This window comes from Halopseudomonas nanhaiensis, assembly GCF_020025155.1.
GTDB lineage: Bacteria > Pseudomonadota > Gammaproteobacteria > Pseudomonadales > Pseudomonadaceae > Halopseudomonas > Halopseudomonas nanhaiensis.
On the sequence record NZ_CP073751.1, the window covers coordinates 3,570,940 to 3,589,500 of the forward strand.

The following is an 18,561-nucleotide window of genomic DNA, read 5'->3' on the forward strand; positions in this document are numbered from 1 at the left end:
TTGTTTTTCCTGCCGCGTCCTCGCGACAGCGCCAAGGCCACCAGCACCCGGGGCCTGGCATGTCCCAGCCAAACCAGCATGGCATGAGTCGTGGCGTTGCGCCAGAGCCGAGCGCGACGAAGCCGGACAGAACCTCGTCTTTTGCTGACAAAAGGCAGGTGAAACCGGCCAGACGGCCGCGTTCAGGGCATCCAGGCCGGCAGCTGGCGGTTGAGCTGCAGCTTTTCGCTGACCAGCGCGCCGCTTAACGCGTACCCGTGCAATTGTCCGTGTGCATCGTGAAACAGCCCGCGAAGGTTGGCCCCGTCCCCGGTGATGGTCCAGCTGCCCTCGGTAGCCGTCAGCGGTGGCGAGACGACCAATGGGCAGGCGGGCGTCTTCACCGTGATCGGCATCGGTCCATAGCTCAGTTCAGCGTCACCGCCAGCCAGGTTCTGCGCCAGTACCCGCGCTGCGGCCATCAATGGCATCACGTACATGAGGCTGAGCGACGCGACTTCGGCGCAATCGCCCAGGGCATAGACGTGCTCGGCAGAGGTGCGCAACCGGCGGTCGACCTTGATGCCGTGCGCCACGTCCAGCCTGGCCTGCTCTGCCAGCGCCCGCCCCGGCACCAGACCGATTGCGGACAATCCCTGCTCCCCTTCCACCAGGCTGCCGTCCTCGAGGATCACGCTGATGCCGTGAGCAGCGGGCCGCATGTCACGGATGCCCTGGCGCAGATGAAAGCGCACGCCCAGCACCTCGAGCCCATGCTGCACCGCAGCGGCGATTTCCGGCGGCAGGAGACCTGCCATGACCTGCTGATCTGGCGCGATAACCTGCACCGAGTACCCGGCCGCTGCGAGGTCGTTGGCATACTCACAGCCGATCAGACCTGCACCGATGATCACGACGTTTTTCTTGCCGGCAAGCGCAGCGCGGAAGCGCGCGTAGTCGATGAGATCATTGACCGATTGCAGCCGCTCGCCCAGCGCTTCGGCCCAGGGCAGCCGACGTGCTTCGGCACCGCTGGCCAGTACCAGATCGCTGTAGGCCAGCTGTCCGTCCGTGGTCAGTATCCGTCGGGTTCCCGCGTCGATACCGGTCACGCGTGTATTCACCAGGATGCGCGCGTCAAGCTGCTCGGCCATCGCTGCGGCCGACTGCATTGCCAGCTCATCGGCTTCCTTGCCCTTGGAAAAGCCGGTCGAGAGCATGGGTTTGGAATAGAACCGGCCGTCGTCAGCGGTGACCAGGCATAGCGGCCGCTCGGTATCGAGCTTGCGAAACTCACGGGCGAGATTGTAGCCGGCCAGGCCGGTACCAAGAATCAACAGCGGAGCAGAATCGGACACGACGAACTTCCTGTGCAGTTGAATCAGCCGATCTCGATCATCTCGAAATCTTCCTTGCCCACACCACAATCGGGGCATAGCCAGTCCGCGGGAACGTCCTCCCAGCGCGTGCCGGGGGCGATGCCGTCATCCGGCCAGCCCTCGGCTTCGTCATAGATCAGCCCGCACACCACACACTGCCACTTCTTCATGAATATCGTCCCGAAACGTCGTTAGGAAAATTGCAGCGACACTACCGTAATAGACCGCCAGCGCCAAGCGCGCAGGGCGGCCAGAAGATGGGCAATCATGCTAACCTTGCGCCTTCGCTTCCACCGCAGACCCTGAACCTTCCGTGACCGTTCCCCATTGGCTGCCTGCCGAGCACCATCCCGCCCCGCCCGCCGATCCTCTGTATGACTGGCTCCGCGGCCAGGGCTCCCTGACCCGTCGGTTGATGGCCGCCGGGGGGGACGACTTCTGCGTCGAGTTGCTGCGACAGTCGGTGCAAGCGGCGCGGGAAGATGAAGCGCTGGCGCTGGGTATTCAACCCGGAGCAGACGCCTGGGTTCGCGAGGTGTTGCTACATGCTGCGGGCGCACCGCGCGTGTTTGCCCGGAGCGTGGCTCCACTTGCGTCGCTCGCCGATTCCGGGCTGGATCTGGAGCGTCTGGGCACGCGCAGTCTCGGCGAGGTGCTATTCGCCGATGCGCGCATCGAGCGCAGCGACATCGAAATAAGCCGCTACCCTGCCCACTGGCTGCCAGCCGAGCACCAGCAGGTCGGGCTCTGGGGGAGACGGTCACAGTTTTCCCATGCCAGCTTGCGGCTGCTGGTCTGTGAAGTATTCTTGGACGGTTGGCCACCGGCCAACTGACCTGCACCCTCGAGCGGAGAAGCACCTTGCTTGGCTTGCTGACCAAACCGTTACGCCGCGTTCACCCCCGCGCCGACGACTTCATACAATTGATGCGGCTGGACCGGCCCATCGGCACCTACCTGCTGCTGTGGCCGACAATGTGGGCGCTTTGGCTGGCTGCCGAAGGCGTGCCCGATGTAAAGAATCTGGTGATCTTCGTGCTCGGAGTAATCTGCATGCGCGCCGCCGGCTGCGTGATCAACGATTACGCCGACCGCAATTTCGACGGTCATGTGACGCGAACCCGTCAGCGTCCCCTGGCTACCGGTCGAGTCACCGCGCGCGAGGCGCTGATTCTGTTCGCCATCCTCGTGACGCTGAGCGCCGCACTGGTGCTGTTCACCAACGCGCTGACCATCAAGCTGGCCTTCGGGGGTATCGCCCTGGCGACGCTGTATCCATTCTGCAAGCGGTTCACCTTCTATCCACAGGTGGTGCTCGGAGCAGCCTTTTCATGGGCCATCCCCATGGCGTTCGCCGCGCAGGCCGAAGCGTTGCCTGCGGCGCTGTGGCTGGTCTTTCTGGCCAACCTGATCTGGACCGTGGCTTACGACACCGAATATGCCATGTGCGATCGGGAGGACGATCTGCGTATCGGCATCAAGTCCACGGCGATTCTGTTTGGTGAGGCCGACCGGGCGATCATCGCCCTGCTTCAGGGTCTGACGCTGATCTGCCTGGTGCTGGTCGGGCGACGCTTTGAACTCGGCCCGTTCTTCTACGCCGGGCTCGGCGCCATGTTGCTCAGCTTCGCCTGGCAGCACTGGCTGATTCGCGAGCGTGAAGCGCATGCGTGCTTCAATGCCTTCCTGTCGAACCACTGGAGCGGCCTGCTGGTGTTCATCGGCCTGGCGCTCGACTACTGGCTGCGCTGAGCTCGCCGCTCATCGGACATCTCGTCATACAACTGCAACAAATCTGTTATCTAATCGGCGCATATCAGGAATCTGCAACGAGACGGTAAACCATGGCAGGCAAAACCATATTGATCGTGGATGACGAAGCGCCGATTCGCGAGATGATCGCAGTAGCGCTGGAGATGGCCGGGTACGAATGCCTGGAGGCGGAAACCACCCAACAGGCCCACGCCAGCATCATCGACAGCAAGCCCGACCTGATTCTGCTCGACTGGATGCTTCCAGGTACCACCGGGATCGAACTGGCCCGACGCCTCAAGCGCGACGACATGACCTCGGATATTCCGATCATCATGCTCACTGCCAAGGGCGAGGAAGACAACAAGATTCAGGGCCTCGAAGTGGGCGCCGACGATTACATCACCAAACCGTTCTCCCCCCGCGAGCTGGTCGCGCGGCTCAAGGCTGTGCTGCGTCGCACCGGCCCGGTGGACAGCGAAGCGCCGATCGAGGTGAACGGCCTGCATCTGGACCCGGTCAGTCACCGCGTCACCATCGATGACAGCCCCGCCGAAATGGGCCCGACCGAATACCGCCTGCTGCAGTTCTTCATGACCCATCAGGAACGGGCCTATACTCGCGGCCAGTTGCTCGATCAGGTCTGGGGTGGCAATGTCTATGTCGAAGAGCGCACCGTCGACGTTCACATTCGCCGTTTGCGCAAGGCGCTGGGCAGCAATTACGAACATCTGGTACAAACCGTGCGCGGCACGGGTTACCGGTTCTCCACCCGTAGCTGATCGGCCTTCCGGACTGCACTGAACAAGGGAGTGATGCGTGACGATCAACTGGTTCCGCGCGGTCCTGTATCGTCTCGCCCTGCTTCTGCTCCTTTGCACCCTGTTTGGCCTGCTGATTGATCAGCTGGCGTGGACACTTGCCGCAGGCCTGGCGCTGCATACCCTCTGGACCCTCCGTCAGCTTCTTCGCTTTCAGAACTGGCTGAAGAACCATCCGAACGAGCTACCGCCCGATGCCCGCGGCGTGTGGCACGACATCTTCGACAGCATCTACCAGATGCAGCGGCGCGACGCGCGGCACCGCCAGCGGCTGCAGGCAGTGATCGATCGCATCCAGTCGTCCACCGCTGCGCTCAAGGATGCGGTAGTGATGGTCGATCGCGAGGGGCATCTGGAGTGGTGGAATCACGCGGCGGAGCGGCTACTGGGCCTGCGTGCACCCGCCGACAGCGGCCAGACCGTCACCAACCTGATTCGTGACCCGCGTTTCGTCAGCTTCTTCGAACAGGGCGCGTATCGCGAGACGCTGGATATCCACTCACCCATCGATGCCAACGTCTGGCTGCAGTATGCGATCACCCGCTATGGTGAGGGGGAGCGGCTGATGGTGGTCCGCGACGTGACCCGGCTGCACAACCTCGAGCAGATGCGCAAGGACTTCGTGGCCAACGTCTCCCACGAGCTTCGCACTCCGCTCACCGTAGTGGTCGGCTACCTGGAAACGCTGACCGACAACGTCGACGAGATCAACCCGCGCTGGAAGCGGGCGCTGTTGCAGATGCAGCAGCAGGGCCGGCGGATGCAGAGCCTGCTCAACGATCTGCTCCTGCTGGCGCGACTCGAAACCTCCGATACCGCAGCGGAAACCAAGCCGGTGGCTGTCGAGCGCATGCTGGCGACGATTCGTCAGGACGCTCAGGCGCTGTCAGGCGAGCAGAATCATCGCATCACACTCGAAGCACTGTCCGACCGCCGTCTGCTCGGCGTCGAGGGGGAGCTGCGCAGCGCTTTCTCCAACCTGGTGTTCAATGCGGTCAAGTACACGCCGGCTGGCGGCGACATCCACGTTCGCTGGTGGGTGGACGATAACGGAGCGCACATGAGCGTGCGTGACAACGGTGTAGGAATTGCCCCGCAGCACATCTCGCGGCTGACCGAACGCTTCTACCGGGTCGATTCAAGCCGTAACAGCAACACCGGCGGAACCGGTCTGGGCCTGGCCATCGTCAAGCATGTACTGATACGTCATGACGGCGAGCTGAAGATACACAGTGCGGTAGGTCAGGGCAGCAGTTTTACCTGCCACTTCCCGCTCAAGCGACTGGTGTGAGCGGATAGCGGCGGTTCGAGAGCCTCAGGCTCCCGGAGAATAATGTTGCTGGGCGGTGCCCGATGCGATCAGACGCGAAAGATAATCCAGCTTCTCCGGATCCTGATCGACAAACTTCAGCGTTACCTTGACCCACTCGCAGTCCATCTTCGGTTCCATCGACGCGACGGCGTGCACGTAGGCATTGACCCGGGCCACCGAGCGATCCGAATCCTGTTCCAGGTCCAGCACGCCGCTTTCGAACACCTGGGGCATTCGCTCGCCGCGGCGAACCACGACGAGGGCGTCACGCAGGCTGAGCGTCTTGATCACGCAGGCGAACTGCTGGCCGGGCAAGCGCAACTGCGCCTGTCCACGCACCGACTCTGCAGCGGCAACCGGGGCTTCCTCCGCGGGCGCGCTGGCTGATACGGCGGGTGGTGCAATCGGTCGCGGCTTCGGTGGCGGCGCGCTCGGCGGCGGTTCTGCACGGCGGTTGCCAGTCAGATTGGCAATGGTATCCAGTCCGCTGCTGACGGTCGGCTTGGGCGCACCACCCTGCAGCAGGGCGAGGCGTCCGGAGCGCTGCAGAGCCTTCTTGACCTTGGCGATCAGCTGTTCGTTGCTGAACGGCTTGCCGACATAGTCACTAACCCCGGCCTGTATTGCCTCGACGACATTTTCCTTGTCGCCGCGGCTGGTCACCATGACGAACGGCGTCGCCCCGGTACCGGGTTGACCACGAAACCACTTGAGCAGCTCCAGCCCGCCCATCTCGGGCATTTCCCAGTCGCAGAGGATCAGATCGAATTCCGCCCGGCTGAGCATCTGCTGGGCCTTGCGACCATTGATGGCCTCTTCGATCTGCAATCCGGGAAAATGACTGCGCAGGGCCTTCTTTATCAGGTCTCGAATAAAGGGGGCATCGTCCACAATCAGGACGGACACTTTCGCCATGTGATATCTCTCATCAGCTTCGCGCCTAGCTTAACGCAGACCGCTGCGGAAACCGCAAGACTTTGCAGCGAAACGCCATCACGATCCGCCGTACGGCGGCTGATTCACCGCATGCGACAATCTGGTCATTGCCTCCTGGGGAGAAAACCTGCTAGTTATGGGGTCAATACCTTGCGCATTCCGAATGACGAATAACGAGGCGGCAGCCAGCCGCCCCCACGATAGCCTCGAGGACAATCCATGAAAAAGTTGCTGTTGCCTTTGATCACTGCCGGCGCTCTGCTGTCCACCCACGCGGCGCTGGCCGAAGACGGAGAAGCGCTGTACAAGAGCAAGCCCTGTGCCGCCTGTCACCAGATGGATACCAAGGTAGTCGGTCCCAGCCTGAAGGAAGTCGCTGAAAAGTACGAGGACAACGACGAAAACATCGCCATGCTGGCTGACCATATCAAGAACGGTCACGTCGGTACCTGGGGGCAGATCCCGATGCCGGCCAACCCTGTAACCGAAGAAGAGGCCACGACCCTTGCCAAGTGGGTCCTGAGCCTGAACGACTGAGTTGTCGCAGTGGTAAAAAAAGCCCGCCAATCGGCGGGCTTTTCATTGCAGCGGTTCGGCTCGCTTCAGTGGCCGACGATCTTCTCGCGCTCGGCCATCGGCGTGTGACGTACATCCTCGCCTTCGACCATGAAGATTACCTGCTCGGCGATGTTGCAGGCGTGATCGCCAACCCGCTCCAGCGAACGAAACACCCACATGATCGACAGGCAGCTGCTGATGTTGCGCGGGTCTTCCATCATGAAGGTAACCAGTGTGCGCGTGGCCGCCTTGTACTCTTCATCGACGCGCTTGTCTTCCTTCATGACCTTCAAGGCCAGCGCCGTATCGAAGCGGGCGAAGGCATCCAGCGCGTCCCGGACCATTTCGCTGACGTGGTTGCTGATGTGCCGCGCCTCGAGCAGCCCGCGTGGGCCGTTCACATTGGCCTCGTTTTCGCTGAGGCTGATCGCGAACTTGGAAATTTTCTTCGCTTCATCACCGATCCGCTCGAGGTCGGCGACCATCTTCACGACCGACATGACCAGACGCAGGTCACTGGCGGTAGGCTGACGCTTGGCAATGACCCGATAGGCTTCCTCGTCGATCAACCGTTCCATGCGGTCGACTTCCTTGTCGGCACTACGCGTCTTTTCGGCGAGGTCGGTATTCTGGCTGACCAGCGATTCGATCGCCTGGACGACCTGATCCTGCACCATGCCGCCCATTTTCAGGAAATCGGTGCGAAGCTGGCCTAGCTCGGTATTGAACTGCTGCGATATGTGCTGAAGATGACCATTCTGCTTGTTGGGCATACGTGCTCCTTAAACCGTACGGATCAGTGTCCGTCGCGGAATCAACCGAACCTGCCAGTGATGTAGTCCTCGGTGCGCTGGCACTTGGGACGCGTGAACAGCTCGTGCGTATCGTTGTACTCGATCAGCTTGCCGAGATACATGTAGGCGCTGTAATGCGAGACGCGGGCCGCCTGCTGCATGTTGTGCGTGACGATGAGAATCGTCACCTTGCCGTTGAGCTGATCGATCAGATCCTCGACCTTGGCCGTGGCAATCGGATCAAGTGCCGAGGTCGGCTCGTCCAGCAGCAGCACTTCCGGCTGTACGGCCAGGGCCCGCGCGATACACAGACGCTGCTGCTGGCCACCGGACAGGCTGAACGCCGACTGATGCAGGCGATCCTTCACTTCATCCCACAACGCGGCCTGCTGCAGGGAATTCTCGACGATCTCGTCAAGCTGGGTGCGATTGCGAATACCGCGAATCTTCAGGCCGGCAGCAACGTTGTCGTAGATCGACTTGGGAAACGGGTTGGGCTTCTGAAACACCATGCCGATGCGCATGCGCACCACGCTGGGGTCCAGATCGATCAGGTTTTCGTTTTCCGGATACAGATTGATCGCACCGGAATACCGCACACCCTTGTACAGGTCGTGCATGCGGTTGAAGCAGCGCAGCAACGTGCTCTTGCCGCAGCCGGACGGCCCGATCAGCGATGTCACCTTCTTGTCGACGAGCGGCAGGTTGATGTCATCAATTGCCTGGGTGCCGTCGCCGTACCAGAATTTCAGATTGTCGACACGGGCCCGCAGCGGCTCGGTGGGTTCGAGATACCAGCGATCCCGCGTTTTGTCAGCATTGGTCTGGGTCATGACTACTTGGCTCATATCGTTGGGAACCTGTGCGTTCATAAGAGAACCGCCTTGATCATTCAGCGCGGACATGGCCCGCTCTCAACCTTTGCGAGCGCGATAGCGGATGTAGATCGCCAACGCGTTCATCATAAATGTCATCACGATCAGCACCACACCCGCCGCCGCCGCAGTGAGGTGGAAGTCCGCCTGCGGCCGCGAAATCCAGCTGAACATCTGGATCGGCATGACCGTGAAGGGGCTCAACAACCAGTCGAAGTTGATGAACGGCGCATCCCCAGAGACAGGCGACGGCGGCAGGAAGGCAATGAACGTCAGGGCGCCGATGGTGATGATCGGTGCGGTTTCGCCGATGGCCCGCGACAGCCCGACAATGGCGCCGGTGATGATGCCCGGCTTGGCGGCCGGCAGGATGTACTGCGACATGGTTTGCCACTGGTCCGCGCCGAGTCCATAGGCTGCCTCGCGCAGCTCCTTGGGAATCGAGCGCACCGCCTCGCGGGTGGCGACGATGATGATCGGCAGAATCAGCAGTGCCAATACCATACCGGCCACCAGCACCGTTTCGCTCATGCCGAAGGTATAGATGAACAGGCCCAGCGCCAGCAGACCGTATACGATCGACGGTACGCCGGCCAGGTTGGAGACGTTGATCTCGATGATGTCGGTCAACCAGTTGCTCCCGGCGTACTCCTCAAGATACAGCCCGGCCGCGACGCCCAGCGGAATGGCCAGCACCGCGGTGACGATCATCACCAGGATGGTACCGACCCACGCAGACAGAATGCCCGCCTGGAGAGGCTTTCGTGATGGGAAGCTGGTGTAGAAATCAGGATCGGCCAGACGCGGGTAGCCGGTGATCACCAGGTCGACGAACAGCGCCAGCAGCGTGGTGATGGCGATGAACAGCACGAATATACCCAAGGCTGCCAGCACCATGTCGGTGGAGCGATTCTTCCGGGCGATCGATGCGTAGTTCACGCCGGACTGAACATTATCGGTAAGCGATCTCATGGGTAGCAGTCCTCAATACGCCTGGCGGAAGCGGCGGCGCAGGTAGAAGCCGATCAGGTTGAACACCAGTGTCAGCAGGAACAGGACCAGGCCGGCGGCGAAGATCGACTGGTAGGCGATCGATCCGTGCCGCACATCGCCGAGGGTCACCTGTACGATGAAGGTGGTGATGGTGGCAGCCCCTTCCATCGGGTTGAAGGTGAAATGCGGCATCTGCCCGGCAGCGATCGCCACCACCATGGTCTCACCTACGGCGCGCGACATCGCCAGGACGAACGAGGCCGTGATACCGGAGATCGCCGCGGGAATGACGACATGGAACGCGGTGTGAAATCGTGAATAGCCCAGGGCATATCCGCCCTCGCGCAACCCGTTGGGAACCGCGCGCATCGCGTCCTCGCTCAGCGAGGTGACGTAGGGGAGGATCATGATGCCCAGCACCAGACCCGGCGCCAGCATGTTGAATCCGGGCAGCTCGGGGAAAATGATCTGCAGCATGGGCGTAACCAGCAGCAGAGCGAAATAGCCGTATACAACGGTCGGAACGCCTTCGAGCAATTCCAGGATCGGTTTGATCACTTCACGTACCCGGTCGGGTGCGTATTCGCTCAGATACACAGCCAGCAGCAGTCCCAAGGGAATAGCGATACACAACGCAATACCTGACACGGTCAACGTGCCGGACAGCAGCGGCCAGATGCCGAACTGAGGGTTGGCGAACACCGGCGTCCAGGTCGTGGACGACACGAATTCCCAGAGCGAAACGTGATCGAAGAAAGCCAGCGATTCGCTGACCAGAACATAGACGATACCGACGGTGACCAGCACCGAAAGCGCTGCGGATGCCCACAGGATGGCGCGGGCGATTTCGTTGATGATTGCACGCCGGCGCAGGAAGTGGGGCGAAACGGTGAAGCTGCGCTCGGACCCCTGTCGGGCGGTTACGGTTTCGGTCATCGTTCAGGCTCGTGTCGGATCTGCTGGATTTGGATGTGAAAAAGCGGAGGCATGAGCCCCCGCTTTTTCAACCGTCTTGCTTAGTAGTGCTTCTTGCGGCTCAGGGTCTCAACCACGTCGACGCCTACTTCTGCGCCTTCGTAGGCTGTGCCGACTTCGCGCTCTTTCAGGACGCGCTGCGCAGCTTCATACACCTTGTCGCCCATCGGAACGTAGCCAGCTTCCTGGACCAGCTCGGTGTTGTCCTGCGACAGCAGGAACGATGCGAACTTGTCTACGTGCGGCTTGTTTTCCAGGGATGCCTTGCTGGCATAGTAGTACAGCGGGCGAGTCAGCGGCTGGTAGCTGCCGTCACCAGCGGTTTCCAGGCTCGGCTCGACTGCGTCCTTGCCCTTGTAGGCGATCGGCACGGCCTTGAGCTTGTTCTTGTTTTCTTCGTAATAAGCCAGACCGAAGAAACCCAGTGCATTGCGGTCGTTCGCTACGCCCTGTACCAGAACGTTGTCGTCTTCACTGGCAGTGAAGTCGCCACGGCTGGAGTGCGCCTTGCCTACGACGGCAGTGGTGAAGTAGTCGTAAGTACCGGAGTCCACGCCAGGGCCAAACAGGTTCAGCTTGCGGTCAGGGAAGCTGTCGCGAACCTGGTTCCAGTTGCTGATCTTGCCCTGTGCTTCGGGCTCCCACATGGTCTTGAGCTCTTCCACGGTCAGATGGTCAACCCAGTCATTCTGCGGGTTGATGACGACAGTGAGGGCGTCCATGGCAACCGGCAGCTCGATGAATTCGACCTTGTTCTCCTTGCACAGCTGGACTTCTTCCGGGCTGATCGGGCGGGAAGCGCCGGTCATGTCGGTTTCGCCGCGGCAGAACTTCTTGAAGCCGCCGCCAGTGCCGGATACGCCGACAGTCACGCGAGTGGCGCCTTTCTCGGCCGACTGGAATTCCTCAGCCATCGCTTCGGAGATCGGGAAAACTGTGCTGGAACCGTCGATTTGTACGGTTTCGGCTGCATATACGGCTTGTGCCAGCAGGCTGCTCGCCAGAACAGCAGTAACCATCAGACCTTTCTTCATGCTCTTTCTCCAGTTTTTACATTGTCATCGGTACTAACGACCATGGCACTTGTATCAACGCTCGATCTCTTCCAGAGACGCTCCATAGCAAGCACTGGAGCAAACGTTATGGGAGGAACGTGACAATCTTATTCCGGAATTATGACAGTTATGTGAAAGCTGAGTATGGCAGGGAACTTTCTGAACACCGGCGAAGGATTCATTGAGAGGAGGCTGGCAATCCCTTAAGATACGCGTTCTTGACGGATGTCAACAGGCCTCCGCCGGGCGTTCTGCCAAAACAACTACAAAGACTTTTACGAGAATCCCATGCACGATCTAGACAAGGATCCGGTCCCGAACGGGGACCTGGCGCTCAAGGTCACCGCGCTACCGCGCGACTGCAACAGTTTCGGCGACATCTATGGCGGCTGGCTCGTGTCACAGATGGACGTGGCCGGCACCGGCACTGCCTCGCGCATCGCTCGCGGACGGGTTGCTACGGTAGCGATCGACCGCATGGGTTTCATGGTGCCGGTCCCGGTAGGCGCGCAACTGGCTTTCCACTGCCACGTGCTGGACATCGGCCGCAGCTCGATCAAGATCTGCGTGGAAGTGTGGAGCGAAGACCTTGCCCACGATGACAGTCGCAAGGTCACCGAGGCGGTCTTTGTCTTCGTAGCCATCGACGATCGGGGCCGTACGCGCATCATCCCGTCCTGACAGCGGCCTCAGCCAGACAGTGACGCGCGAGCGTTACCGATTGATGACAGCTGCGAAGCCCGCTTGCCCAGCTAACACCGTTGCGGAACCATCCGATGCCCGGCCAATTCGCCAACCTTGCCCTGAGCCTTTCGCGTCTGATCGACGCCGCCAATGCCCTGCTCGGCCGCGGCGTTGCCTGGCTGTCCGTCCTGCTGGTGCTGCTGACCTGCGCTGTGGTGCTGCTGCGCTATGCGTTCGGTATCGGCGCCACGGCAACCCAGGAGCTGGTCATGTACGCGCACGCCCTGGTGTTCATGGGCGCGGCGGCCTGGGCGGTGCAGCGTGACGCCCATGTACGCGTGGATATCTTCTTTCGCCGACAGAATGCCCGGCACCAGGCGCTGACCGATCTGCTGGGCACACTGCTGCTGATGTTGCCAATGTGTCTGTTCCTGGCGTGGACCTGCTGGGATTACGTCGCCGTCTCCTGGACACGCGGTGAACGTTCATCGGAGGCCGGTGGCCTGCCCTTCGTCTACCTGCAGAAGAGCATCATCCTGCTGCTGGTCGGAAGCCTGTTGCTACAGGCGATCTCGCAGATCATCAAAACCCTGTGCGTACTTACCGGCAAGCTGCCTACCCACCTGCAACCTGACCACGCCGAGGCACTGTGATGGGCGCAGAATTCATGGCGGTATTGCTGTTCATCTGCCTGTGTCTGACCTTGATGGCCGGTTTCCCGGTGGCCTTTACCCTCGGTGGGGTATCGCTGCTGTTCGCCGCTATCGGTTCGCTGACCGGCACCTTCGAGCCGAGCTTCTTCGGTGCGCTGCCCAGCCGCCTGTTCGGCACCATGAACAACCAGACGCTGCTCGCCGTGCCGCTGTTCGTGTTCATGGGCGTGATGCTGGAAAAATCGCGGATCGCTGAAGATCTGCTCGACGCCATGTCGCGCCTGTTCGGCGGCCTGCGTGGGGGGCTGGCGATTTCGGTCTGTCTGGTCGGTGCTCTGCTCGCAGCCAGCACCGGCATCGTTGGCGCCACCGTGGTCACGCTCGGCCTGCTGGCGCTGCCGACCATGCTACGCCGCGGCTACGACCCGGCGCTGGCCACCGGCACCCTCGCGGCCACCGGCACACTGGGGCAGATCATTCCGCCTTCGATCGTACTGGTGCTGCTGGGGGATGTGCTCTCCAGCGCCTATCAGCAGGCCCAGCTGCGTATGGGGATCTTTTCGCCCAAGACTGTCACCGTTGGCGATCTGTTCATTGGCGCGTTGCTGCCGGGGCTGGTACTGGTCGGCCTGTATCTAGCGTATCTGGTCGGTATGGCGATCTTCAGGCCCAAGGCGCTACCGGCTTTGCCGCCCGAGGAGCGCGGCCAGGTCAGCGTAGTCCAGCTGCTGACCAGCCTGGTGCCGCCGCTGCTACTGATCATGTCCGTGCTTGGTTCGATCCTGGCAGGCATTGCCACGCCGACCGAAGCGGCCGCCGTCGGCGCGCTGGGCGCCGGCATTCTCGCCGCGTTCAAGCGCCAGCTGAACCTGCAACGCCTGCGTGAAGTGGCCTACGCCACGACCGAAATCAGCGCCATGGTATTTCTGATCCTGATCGGCGCCTCGATCTTCTCGCTGGTGTTCCGCGGTTTCGGGGGTGAGGACCTGATCCATGACGTATTCGCCCAGCTGCCGGGCGGCGCCTTCACTGCCACGTTACTGGTGATGCTGGTGATCTTTCTGCTCGGCTTCATTCTCGACTTCATCGAGATCACCTTCGTGGTAGTGCCCATCGTCGGGCCGGTGCTGCTGGCCATGGGCATCGATCCGATCTGGCTGGGGGTGATGATCGCACTGAACCTGCAGACCTCCTTCCTTACCCCGCCCTTCGGCTTCTCGCTGTTCTATCTGCGAAGTGTGACGCCGTCGAGCGTGCCGACTGCCGCCATTTATCGCGGCGTGCTACCGTTCATTGCGATACAGATACTGATGCTGGCGATTGCCGCAATATGGCCGGGATTGATTACCTGGTTGCCAGCCACATTGGGACGCTAACCAGGGCGGTCAGCCTTCGCTCAAGGATTGACGATGAAATTGAACCGCACGTTGCTCAAGGATGCCACCGACCAGGGCCTGCTGACCGAACCGCAGGCGCAGCAGCTCTGGGATTATCTTGCCGGCCGTGCCGCCCAGACCCCGGGCCTGCGCGCCACGCATGTGCTCTACTATCTCGGCGGCTGTATTGCCATCGGCGCAATGACCCTGTTCATGACGCTCGGTTGGGATCGATTCGGCGGCTGGGGCATCGTCTGCATCGCACTGGCCTATGCCGCCGCAGGGATCTGTCTGACCGAGTCCTTGCTACGCAAACAGCTGGCGATACCCGCCGGCATCACCGGTGCGTTCGTCATTGCCCTGACACCCCTGGCAATCTACGGCCTGCAATCCGCGCTCGGGTTGTGGGCTGAAGGACAGGTGTACCGCGAGTATCATCGATTGATCGACTGGCGCTGGGTGCTCATGGAACTGGCCACCCTGGCCTGCGGCGCGGTCATGCTGTGGCGTTATCGCCTGCCGTTTCTGGTGATGCCCGTGGCGGTCACGCTCTGGTACATGAGCATGGATCTCACGCCCTTTCTGTTCGGCAACGAGGACAATGTCTGGGAACAGCGCAAGCTGGTGTCGCTGGGTTTCGGGCTGCTGATGATCGCACTGGCGTTCCGCGTCGATTTGCACGCACGCGGTGATCGCGACTATGCATTCTGGCTGTACCTGTTCGGGGTGGTAGCGTTCTGGGGCGGGCTGTCGTCCATGGATTCCGACAGTGAACTGAGCAAGTTCGGCTACCTTTGCATCAATCTGGCGATTATCGCTGTCGGCACCCTGCTTGGCCGGCGGGTCTTCGCAGTCTTCGGCGGGCTCGGTGCCGCGGGCTACTTCGGGCATCTGGCCTACGACGTCTTCCAGGACAGCATGCTGTTTCCCTTCGTGCTGACCTTCCTCGGTATCGGTGTGATCTGGGTGGGCACGGTATGGCAGCGTCATGAGGAGCGATTGAGCAGCACGCTACGCAACTGGCTGCCCGCCGCGCTGCGGCAGCTGGTCGATGCACGCGACGGGGCGGCCTGAACCAGCAGGCGAGCCTGAGCACCACGCTACTCCTGCGCCATCACATCTCAGACAGGCGTCACGCCTCGTGACGCCTGTGCCTCCAACCACACGATCACGTAGCAGAGAGCGAGCGCCAGCAGGTTGGTGGTTACCGGGTTGAACGCCTCGGCGAGCAAACCGGGCATGACGACCGCCACGTAAAACACCAGCCCGACCAGCGCCGCCGCAGCGAGGTAAACCGGCCATAGCCCAGCGCGGCGGAACAGGATCAGCAGCCCGAGCAGGATCTCGCCAACGCCGGCCAGCGGGACAATGAGCTCGGCCGGCAAGCCGAGGCCGCTCGCCTCCACCAGTCTCAGCTCGGTTGGGCTGGTCAGCAGGATTTTCGGCAGCAGGCCCTGATAGATGAACATGGCGCCCAGAGCCAGGCGGGCAATACCAGCCGGTTGCGAGGCGGCGTCAGGTGGCATCGCCCCTCCCCGCGCCCGCTCCCGCTCCTGGCGGCAGACTCATTCAGGGAACCGCTCGAACGCGGGCAATTCGTTCAGGTGCGCCATCCAGCCCTGGCGCTCTGCCGTCTGAATCTGAACCTGCGGCGGCAGCGACGCGGGATCATCGAGTGTCGCCGTCTGCACATCGACGATCCCGGGCAGGTTCACCGCGTTGTAGTAGAACAGACCACTGCCGCACTCCGGACAGAAGCTGCGCACCGCGCCACCCGACCCGTTGATGCTTTTCGGCGCGCCCTGCGTGACCGTCAGCGCTTCTTCGGGAAACATCGCCCAGGACACCGCTGGCGCGCCAGCGCTGCGCTGGCAATCAGTGCAGTGACACAGGGCGACCACATTCGGCTCGCCTGACAGTTCATAACGAATGGCCCCGCAATAACAGTGTCCTGCATGGCTCATGACGAGTCCTCGATTGATCAAATGAGATTCAACTGCCAAAAAGATAAAACGACACAACCACCACGACGACTACCACGATCCCGGTGATCAGCCTGGTCAACGGCGAGCTTCCCACCCTGTCGGCTCTGCGAACGATGCTTGAGCCATAGGAATCCGTATCGCCGCCGGCCTGCTCCTCATAGTCAGCGATCAATCGCTTCGCTTCAGCGACATCTTCATCGGCCACATGCACCACGGCGAAATCCTGCACCGCCATATCGCCAATCGCACCCTGCAGATAGTGCCCACCGACAAACGCCTCCAGCCCATGCGCCTGCAGCATGCCGGAGACGATGTGAGCTTCTGTGATGTCGCTGGCGCGGTAGATGAGTTGCATTGGGATACCCTTTTGGCATGACGTCGTCACGCGGCTGCCAACTAAAGCAGGCACGGGCAAACTTGGAGTTCCCTGTACGCGAAACGAAGCGCTGTGTTATCAACCGCACATCTTCATTGGAGTTATAGATGGACATAAGGACGCACGCCAGCCGGCCCATGGCTCACTGACTAACCTCTCCTATTAGACGGCCACTTCTTGCCCGGCTTGCTTGAAACCACAGCGATCGACTGGAACGACTCAAGCCCATCCTCACTGTTACCCTGGATCTTGCCGAGCTAGGCCACGCAAAAATCGAGCTGCTACCTCTGCTCCGCCAAGGGTTTCTCAAATCCGGTAAGCGACAATTCCTTACTGGCCTCTTCGAGAGAAGCGGTAGAGATTCGGTGCGAAATGTAGCTTCCTTCGTTGGTAATTGAATATCGGACAAAACAGCGGCTCTCGGCCCTGCAATCAACCGAGGTACTGATTGGTTTCATATCCTGCATGCCAAGCCAAGCAGTTTGCTGAGCGTCTACTGCATATATACCCGGACTCACCGCCAGAATAGTGTGAGAATTATTAGGCAAAACGGCGACCGACTTGGAATCGATTCGAAATTCGATGTTCCGCAATGTCGCTGCGGTAGAGTCGCCGCGATAAATGATCATCATCGCCTCGCCCGGCGGCGGTGACGGCAGCCCCCCGTAACGAGGCCCGCTGCTCGAACATGCCGACATAATCGATACAAACCCTATAAGGATGCCGGTCGACGCGCCACGTAAGCTTCGTATCTCAGAAAGCGTGTGCTTAAGTACCATTAATCATGTCCCGAACTGTGATCGAACGTACTAAGCGGAGCGCAGAGCCTCCTTTAGCCGGCGAAGTATGTGCAATGCCAATTCAGCCAGAAATCGGGTAGAGCCTCGAGCGGATCTTTGCCTGAGCGTGACGCAGATCGCATTATCGTCTCGGTTCGTTGCCAACAAGATAATCAACCGTTGCCGACATCACCAACACACCATCCTGCCCTGTCGTTTCCAACCTGCACGTCACCACGCCGAAGTGCTTCCCCGGCTTGGGCGGGCTTTTGTCGAGGACCGTGACGTTTACCTGCAGCTCATTGGGGAGTGTAACCGGGCGATGCCAGCGCACATTCCGCATACCGGATGCGCCGGTCATGGACGTCTGCGACATGAACCCATCGACCACGATGGACGCGGTGAGCGAGAGCGTATGCAAGCCGCTGGCAATAAGCTCGCCGTAGATCGACTGGCGTGCCTGGTCGCTGTCGAGGTGAAACGGCAGGCGGTCAAACTCTTCGCAGAAGCGCAGTGAGTCATCGAGCGTGATCGCGCGCGGGCCGAGCTGGTGAACTTCGCCGGGGGCGATGTCTTCAAAATATCTCATGCACACTCCCTGTGACTGTCGGCTACCCTAGCGAAGCGAAGGTTCGACGGTGTGGACGCGAACGATCGGGCTGTCCGGTGCTCAAGGCGTCTACCTTTCTTGAGATGACCCAGCACCGTTGTCGTCCTGCTCGATCGATCGTATCACTCTGCATGGATTGCCTGCCGCCAGCACACCTGCAGGAATGTCTCGGGTGACCACGCTCCCCGCGCCGATCACCGCTTTCGCACCAATCGTCACGCCGGGGCAGATGATCGCTCCGCCGCCGATCCAGACGTCGGAGCCTATGGCCACCGGTCTGGCGAACTCCTGCTGCCGGCGCAGCTTCGCCTCGAACGGATGCGTTGCCGTATAGATATGCACACCCGGACCGAGCAGCGTGTAATCACCGATGCGCACCCGCGCCACGTCGAGCACCACGCAATTGAAGTTGAAGAATACGCTTTCACCCAGCTCGATGTTGCTGCCGTAATCACAGTAGAACGGCGGCTGCATCCGTACCGTGTCACCTCCATGGCCGAACAACTCGGCGAGCAGGCGCCGACCCTCCGGGTCCTGTTCACCCTGCGTAAGATTCAGCGCGCGGCACAACCGGCTGGAACGCTCTCGTGCGGCCACCAATTCCGGGGCCAGCGGGTCGTACAGTTCGCCGCTGAGCATTTTCTCACGCTCCCTCGCCATACGTTCCTC

At 61.1% G+C, this 18,561-nt stretch carries 22 protein-coding genes; 9 read left to right on the top strand and 13 right to left on the bottom strand.

Features of this window, described 5'->3' with window-relative positions:
* Nucleotides 1-182 precede the first annotated feature (182 nt).
* On the bottom strand, nucleotides 183-1,337 hold the full coding sequence (locus KEM63_RS16500) for an NAD(P)/FAD-dependent oxidoreductase (RefSeq protein WP_223653608.1): 1,155 nt from the start codon (nucleotides 1,335-1,337) through the stop codon (nucleotides 183-185).
* 23 nt (nucleotides 1,338-1,360) lie between these two features.
* The gene (locus tag KEM63_RS16505; RefSeq protein ID WP_223653610.1) at nucleotides 1,361-1,528 is read right to left on the bottom strand and encodes a rubredoxin; all 168 of its coding nucleotides are present in this window, start codon (nucleotides 1,526-1,528) and stop codon (nucleotides 1,361-1,363) included.
* Nucleotides 1,529-1,671: 143 nt separating this feature from the next.
* On the opposite strand from KEM63_RS16505, the gene KEM63_RS16510 reads away from it, so the two are divergent.
* From KEM63_RS16510 to phoR, 4 genes are all read left to right on the top strand, one after another.
* Nucleotides 1,672-2,193: a chorismate--pyruvate lyase family protein gene (locus KEM63_RS16510; RefSeq protein WP_223653613.1), complete on the top strand. Its 522-nt coding sequence runs from the start codon at nucleotides 1,672-1,674 to the stop codon at nucleotides 2,191-2,193.
* A 26-nt stretch (nucleotides 2,194-2,219) separates the two neighbouring features.
* Nucleotides 2,220-3,110 carry a 4-hydroxybenzoate octaprenyltransferase gene (gene ubiA, locus KEM63_RS16515; protein ID WP_223653614.1) on the top strand — a complete coding sequence of 297 codons (891 nt, stop codon included), beginning with the start codon at nucleotides 2,220-2,222 and terminating at the stop codon, nucleotides 3,108-3,110.
* Between the two features lie 92 nt (nucleotides 3,111-3,202).
* The gene (gene phoB / locus KEM63_RS16520; RefSeq protein WP_223653616.1) at nucleotides 3,203-3,892 is read left to right on the top strand and encodes a phosphate regulon transcriptional regulator PhoB; all 690 of its coding nucleotides are present in this window, start codon (nucleotides 3,203-3,205) and stop codon (nucleotides 3,890-3,892) included.
* A gap of 37 nt (nucleotides 3,893-3,929) precedes the next feature.
* Nucleotides 3,930-5,222: a phosphate regulon sensor histidine kinase PhoR gene (gene phoR / locus KEM63_RS16525; protein WP_223653618.1), complete on the top strand. Its 1,293-nt coding sequence runs from the start codon at nucleotides 3,930-3,932 to the stop codon at nucleotides 5,220-5,222.
* 24 nt (nucleotides 5,223-5,246) lie between these two features.
* Here the strand turns inward: phoR and KEM63_RS16530 are convergent, their stop codons facing one another.
* Nucleotides 5,247-6,158, bottom strand: a complete 912-nt coding sequence (locus KEM63_RS16530; protein ID WP_223653621.1) for a response regulator — start codon at nucleotides 6,156-6,158, stop codon at nucleotides 5,247-5,249.
* Nucleotides 6,159-6,398: 240 nt separating this feature from the next.
* Here KEM63_RS16530 and KEM63_RS16535 point away from each other — a divergent pair, with 240 nt between their 5' ends.
* Nucleotides 6,399-6,716, top strand: a complete 318-nt coding sequence (locus tag KEM63_RS16535; RefSeq protein WP_223653623.1) for a c-type cytochrome — start codon at nucleotides 6,399-6,401, stop codon at nucleotides 6,714-6,716.
* A 65-nt stretch (nucleotides 6,717-6,781) separates the two neighbouring features.
* Here the strand turns inward: KEM63_RS16535 and phoU are convergent, their stop codons facing one another.
* From phoU to KEM63_RS16560, 5 genes are all read right to left on the bottom strand, one after another.
* The gene (phoU, locus tag KEM63_RS16540) at nucleotides 6,782-7,510 is read right to left on the bottom strand and encodes a phosphate signaling complex protein PhoU (RefSeq protein WP_223653625.1); all 729 of its coding nucleotides are present in this window, start codon (nucleotides 7,508-7,510) and stop codon (nucleotides 6,782-6,784) included.
* 41 nt (nucleotides 7,511-7,551) lie between these two features.
* A complete protein-coding gene (gene pstB / locus KEM63_RS16545) occupies nucleotides 7,552-8,364 on the bottom strand; it encodes a phosphate ABC transporter ATP-binding protein PstB (RefSeq protein WP_223655903.1) in 813 nt (270 codons plus the stop codon).
* Nucleotides 8,365-8,445: 81 nt separating this feature from the next.
* Complete coding sequence (gene pstA / locus KEM63_RS16550; protein ID WP_223653627.1) at nucleotides 8,446-9,378, bottom strand: phosphate ABC transporter permease PstA; 933 nt, start codon at nucleotides 9,376-9,378, stop codon at nucleotides 8,446-8,448.
* Nucleotides 9,379-9,390: 12 nt separating this feature from the next.
* Nucleotides 9,391-10,335 carry a phosphate ABC transporter permease subunit PstC gene (pstC, locus tag KEM63_RS16555; protein ID WP_223653629.1) on the bottom strand — a complete coding sequence of 315 codons (945 nt, stop codon included), beginning with the start codon at nucleotides 10,333-10,335 and terminating at the stop codon, nucleotides 9,391-9,393.
* 80 nt (nucleotides 10,336-10,415) lie between these two features.
* The gene (locus KEM63_RS16560) at nucleotides 10,416-11,408 is read right to left on the bottom strand and encodes a PstS family phosphate ABC transporter substrate-binding protein (RefSeq protein WP_223653631.1); all 993 of its coding nucleotides are present in this window, start codon (nucleotides 11,406-11,408) and stop codon (nucleotides 10,416-10,418) included.
* Nucleotides 11,409-11,717: 309 nt separating this feature from the next.
* Here KEM63_RS16560 and KEM63_RS16565 point away from each other — a divergent pair, with 309 nt between their 5' ends.
* The 4 genes from KEM63_RS16565 (at nucleotide 11,718) to KEM63_RS16580 (ending at nucleotide 15,216) form a co-directional block, all read left to right on the top strand.
* Entirely contained in the window at nucleotides 11,718-12,110 is a 393-nt protein-coding gene (locus KEM63_RS16565; RefSeq protein ID WP_223653633.1) for an acyl-CoA thioesterase, read from the top strand.
* 95 nt (nucleotides 12,111-12,205) lie between these two features.
* Complete coding sequence (locus KEM63_RS16570; RefSeq protein WP_223653635.1) at nucleotides 12,206-12,766, top strand: TRAP transporter small permease subunit; 561 nt, start codon at nucleotides 12,206-12,208, stop codon at nucleotides 12,764-12,766.
* Complete coding sequence (locus tag KEM63_RS16575; protein WP_223653637.1) at nucleotides 12,766-14,142, top strand: TRAP transporter large permease; 1,377 nt, start codon at nucleotides 12,766-12,768, stop codon at nucleotides 14,140-14,142. The genes KEM63_RS16570 and KEM63_RS16575 overlap by 1 nt, the downstream gene beginning before the upstream one ends.
* Nucleotides 14,143-14,175: 33 nt before the next feature.
* Nucleotides 14,176-15,216, top strand: coding sequence for a DUF2157 domain-containing protein (locus KEM63_RS16580; RefSeq protein ID WP_223653639.1), 1,041 nt, complete (start codon nucleotides 14,176-14,178; stop codon nucleotides 15,214-15,216).
* Nucleotides 15,217-15,263: 47 nt separating this feature from the next.
* On the opposite strand, the gene KEM63_RS16585 is transcribed toward KEM63_RS16580, so the two are convergent.
* From KEM63_RS16585 to KEM63_RS16605, 5 genes are all read right to left on the bottom strand, one after another.
* Nucleotides 15,264-15,668 carry a DoxX-like family protein gene (locus KEM63_RS16585; RefSeq protein WP_223653641.1) on the bottom strand — a complete coding sequence of 135 codons (405 nt, stop codon included), beginning with the start codon at nucleotides 15,666-15,668 and terminating at the stop codon, nucleotides 15,264-15,266.
* A gap of 39 nt (nucleotides 15,669-15,707) precedes the next feature.
* Nucleotides 15,708-16,106: a GFA family protein gene (locus tag KEM63_RS16590; protein WP_223653643.1), complete on the bottom strand. Its 399-nt coding sequence runs from the start codon at nucleotides 16,104-16,106 to the stop codon at nucleotides 15,708-15,710.
* Nucleotides 16,107-16,134: 28 nt separating this feature from the next.
* Complete coding sequence (locus tag KEM63_RS16595; protein WP_223653645.1) at nucleotides 16,135-16,482, bottom strand: putative signal transducing protein; 348 nt, start codon at nucleotides 16,480-16,482, stop codon at nucleotides 16,135-16,137.
* 942 nt (nucleotides 16,483-17,424) lie between these two features.
* Nucleotides 17,425-17,871 carry a MaoC/PaaZ C-terminal domain-containing protein gene (locus tag KEM63_RS16600; RefSeq protein WP_223653647.1) on the bottom strand — a complete coding sequence of 149 codons (447 nt, stop codon included), beginning with the start codon at nucleotides 17,869-17,871 and terminating at the stop codon, nucleotides 17,425-17,427.
* Between the two features lie 90 nt (nucleotides 17,872-17,961).
* Nucleotides 17,962-18,552 (bottom strand): sugar O-acetyltransferase, encoded by a 591-nt coding sequence (locus tag KEM63_RS16605; protein ID WP_223653649.1) that lies wholly within the window; start codon nucleotides 18,550-18,552, stop codon nucleotides 17,962-17,964.
* Nucleotides 18,553-18,561 lie beyond the last annotated feature (9 nt).

Coding starts and splice junctions, on each gene's coding strand:
- phoB (WP_223653616.1), top strand. CDS start 3,203: ATGGCAGGCAAAACCATATTGATCGTGGATGACGAAGCGCCGATTCGC.
- phoU (WP_223653625.1), bottom strand. CDS start 7,510: ATGCCCAACAAGCAGAATGGTCATCTTCAGCACATATCGCAGCAGTTC.
- KEM63_RS16565 (WP_223653633.1), top strand. CDS start 11,718: ATGCACGATCTAGACAAGGATCCGGTCCCGAACGGGGACCTGGCGCTC.
- KEM63_RS16600 (WP_223653647.1), bottom strand. CDS start 17,871: ATGAGATATTTTGAAGACATCGCCCCCGGCGAAGTTCACCAGCTCGGC.
- KEM63_RS16575 (WP_223653637.1), top strand. CDS start 12,766: ATGGGCGCAGAATTCATGGCGGTATTGCTGTTCATCTGCCTGTGTCTG.
- KEM63_RS16530 (WP_223653621.1), bottom strand. CDS start 6,158: ATGGCGAAAGTGTCCGTCCTGATTGTGGACGATGCCCCCTTTATTCGA.
- KEM63_RS16595 (WP_223653645.1), bottom strand. CDS start 16,482: ATGCAACTCATCTACCGCGCCAGCGACATCACAGAAGCTCACATCGTC.
- KEM63_RS16570 (WP_223653635.1), top strand. CDS start 12,206: ATGCCCGGCCAATTCGCCAACCTTGCCCTGAGCCTTTCGCGTCTGATC.
- KEM63_RS16535 (WP_223653623.1), top strand. CDS start 6,399: ATGAAAAAGTTGCTGTTGCCTTTGATCACTGCCGGCGCTCTGCTGTCC.
- pstC (WP_223653629.1), bottom strand. CDS start 10,335: ATGACCGAAACCGTAACCGCCCGACAGGGGTCCGAGCGCAGCTTCACC.
- KEM63_RS16585 (WP_223653641.1), bottom strand. CDS start 15,668: ATGCCACCTGACGCCGCCTCGCAACCGGCTGGTATTGCCCGCCTGGCT.
- KEM63_RS16590 (WP_223653643.1), bottom strand. CDS start 16,106: ATGAGCCATGCAGGACACTGTTATTGCGGGGCCATTCGTTATGAACTG.
- KEM63_RS16605 (WP_223653649.1), bottom strand. CDS start 18,552: ATGGCGAGGGAGCGTGAGAAAATGCTCAGCGGCGAACTGTACGACCCG.
- pstB (WP_223655903.1), bottom strand. CDS start 8,364: ATGACCCAGACCAATGCTGACAAAACGCGGGATCGCTGGTATCTCGAA.
- pstA (WP_223653627.1), bottom strand. CDS start 9,378: ATGAGATCGCTTACCGATAATGTTCAGTCCGGCGTGAACTACGCATCG.
- KEM63_RS16505 (WP_223653610.1), bottom strand. CDS start 1,528: ATGAAGAAGTGGCAGTGTGTGGTGTGCGGGCTGATCTATGACGAAGCC.
- KEM63_RS16580 (WP_223653639.1), top strand. CDS start 14,176: ATGAAATTGAACCGCACGTTGCTCAAGGATGCCACCGACCAGGGCCTG.
- KEM63_RS16560 (WP_223653631.1), bottom strand. CDS start 11,408: ATGAAGAAAGGTCTGATGGTTACTGCTGTTCTGGCGAGCAGCCTGCTG.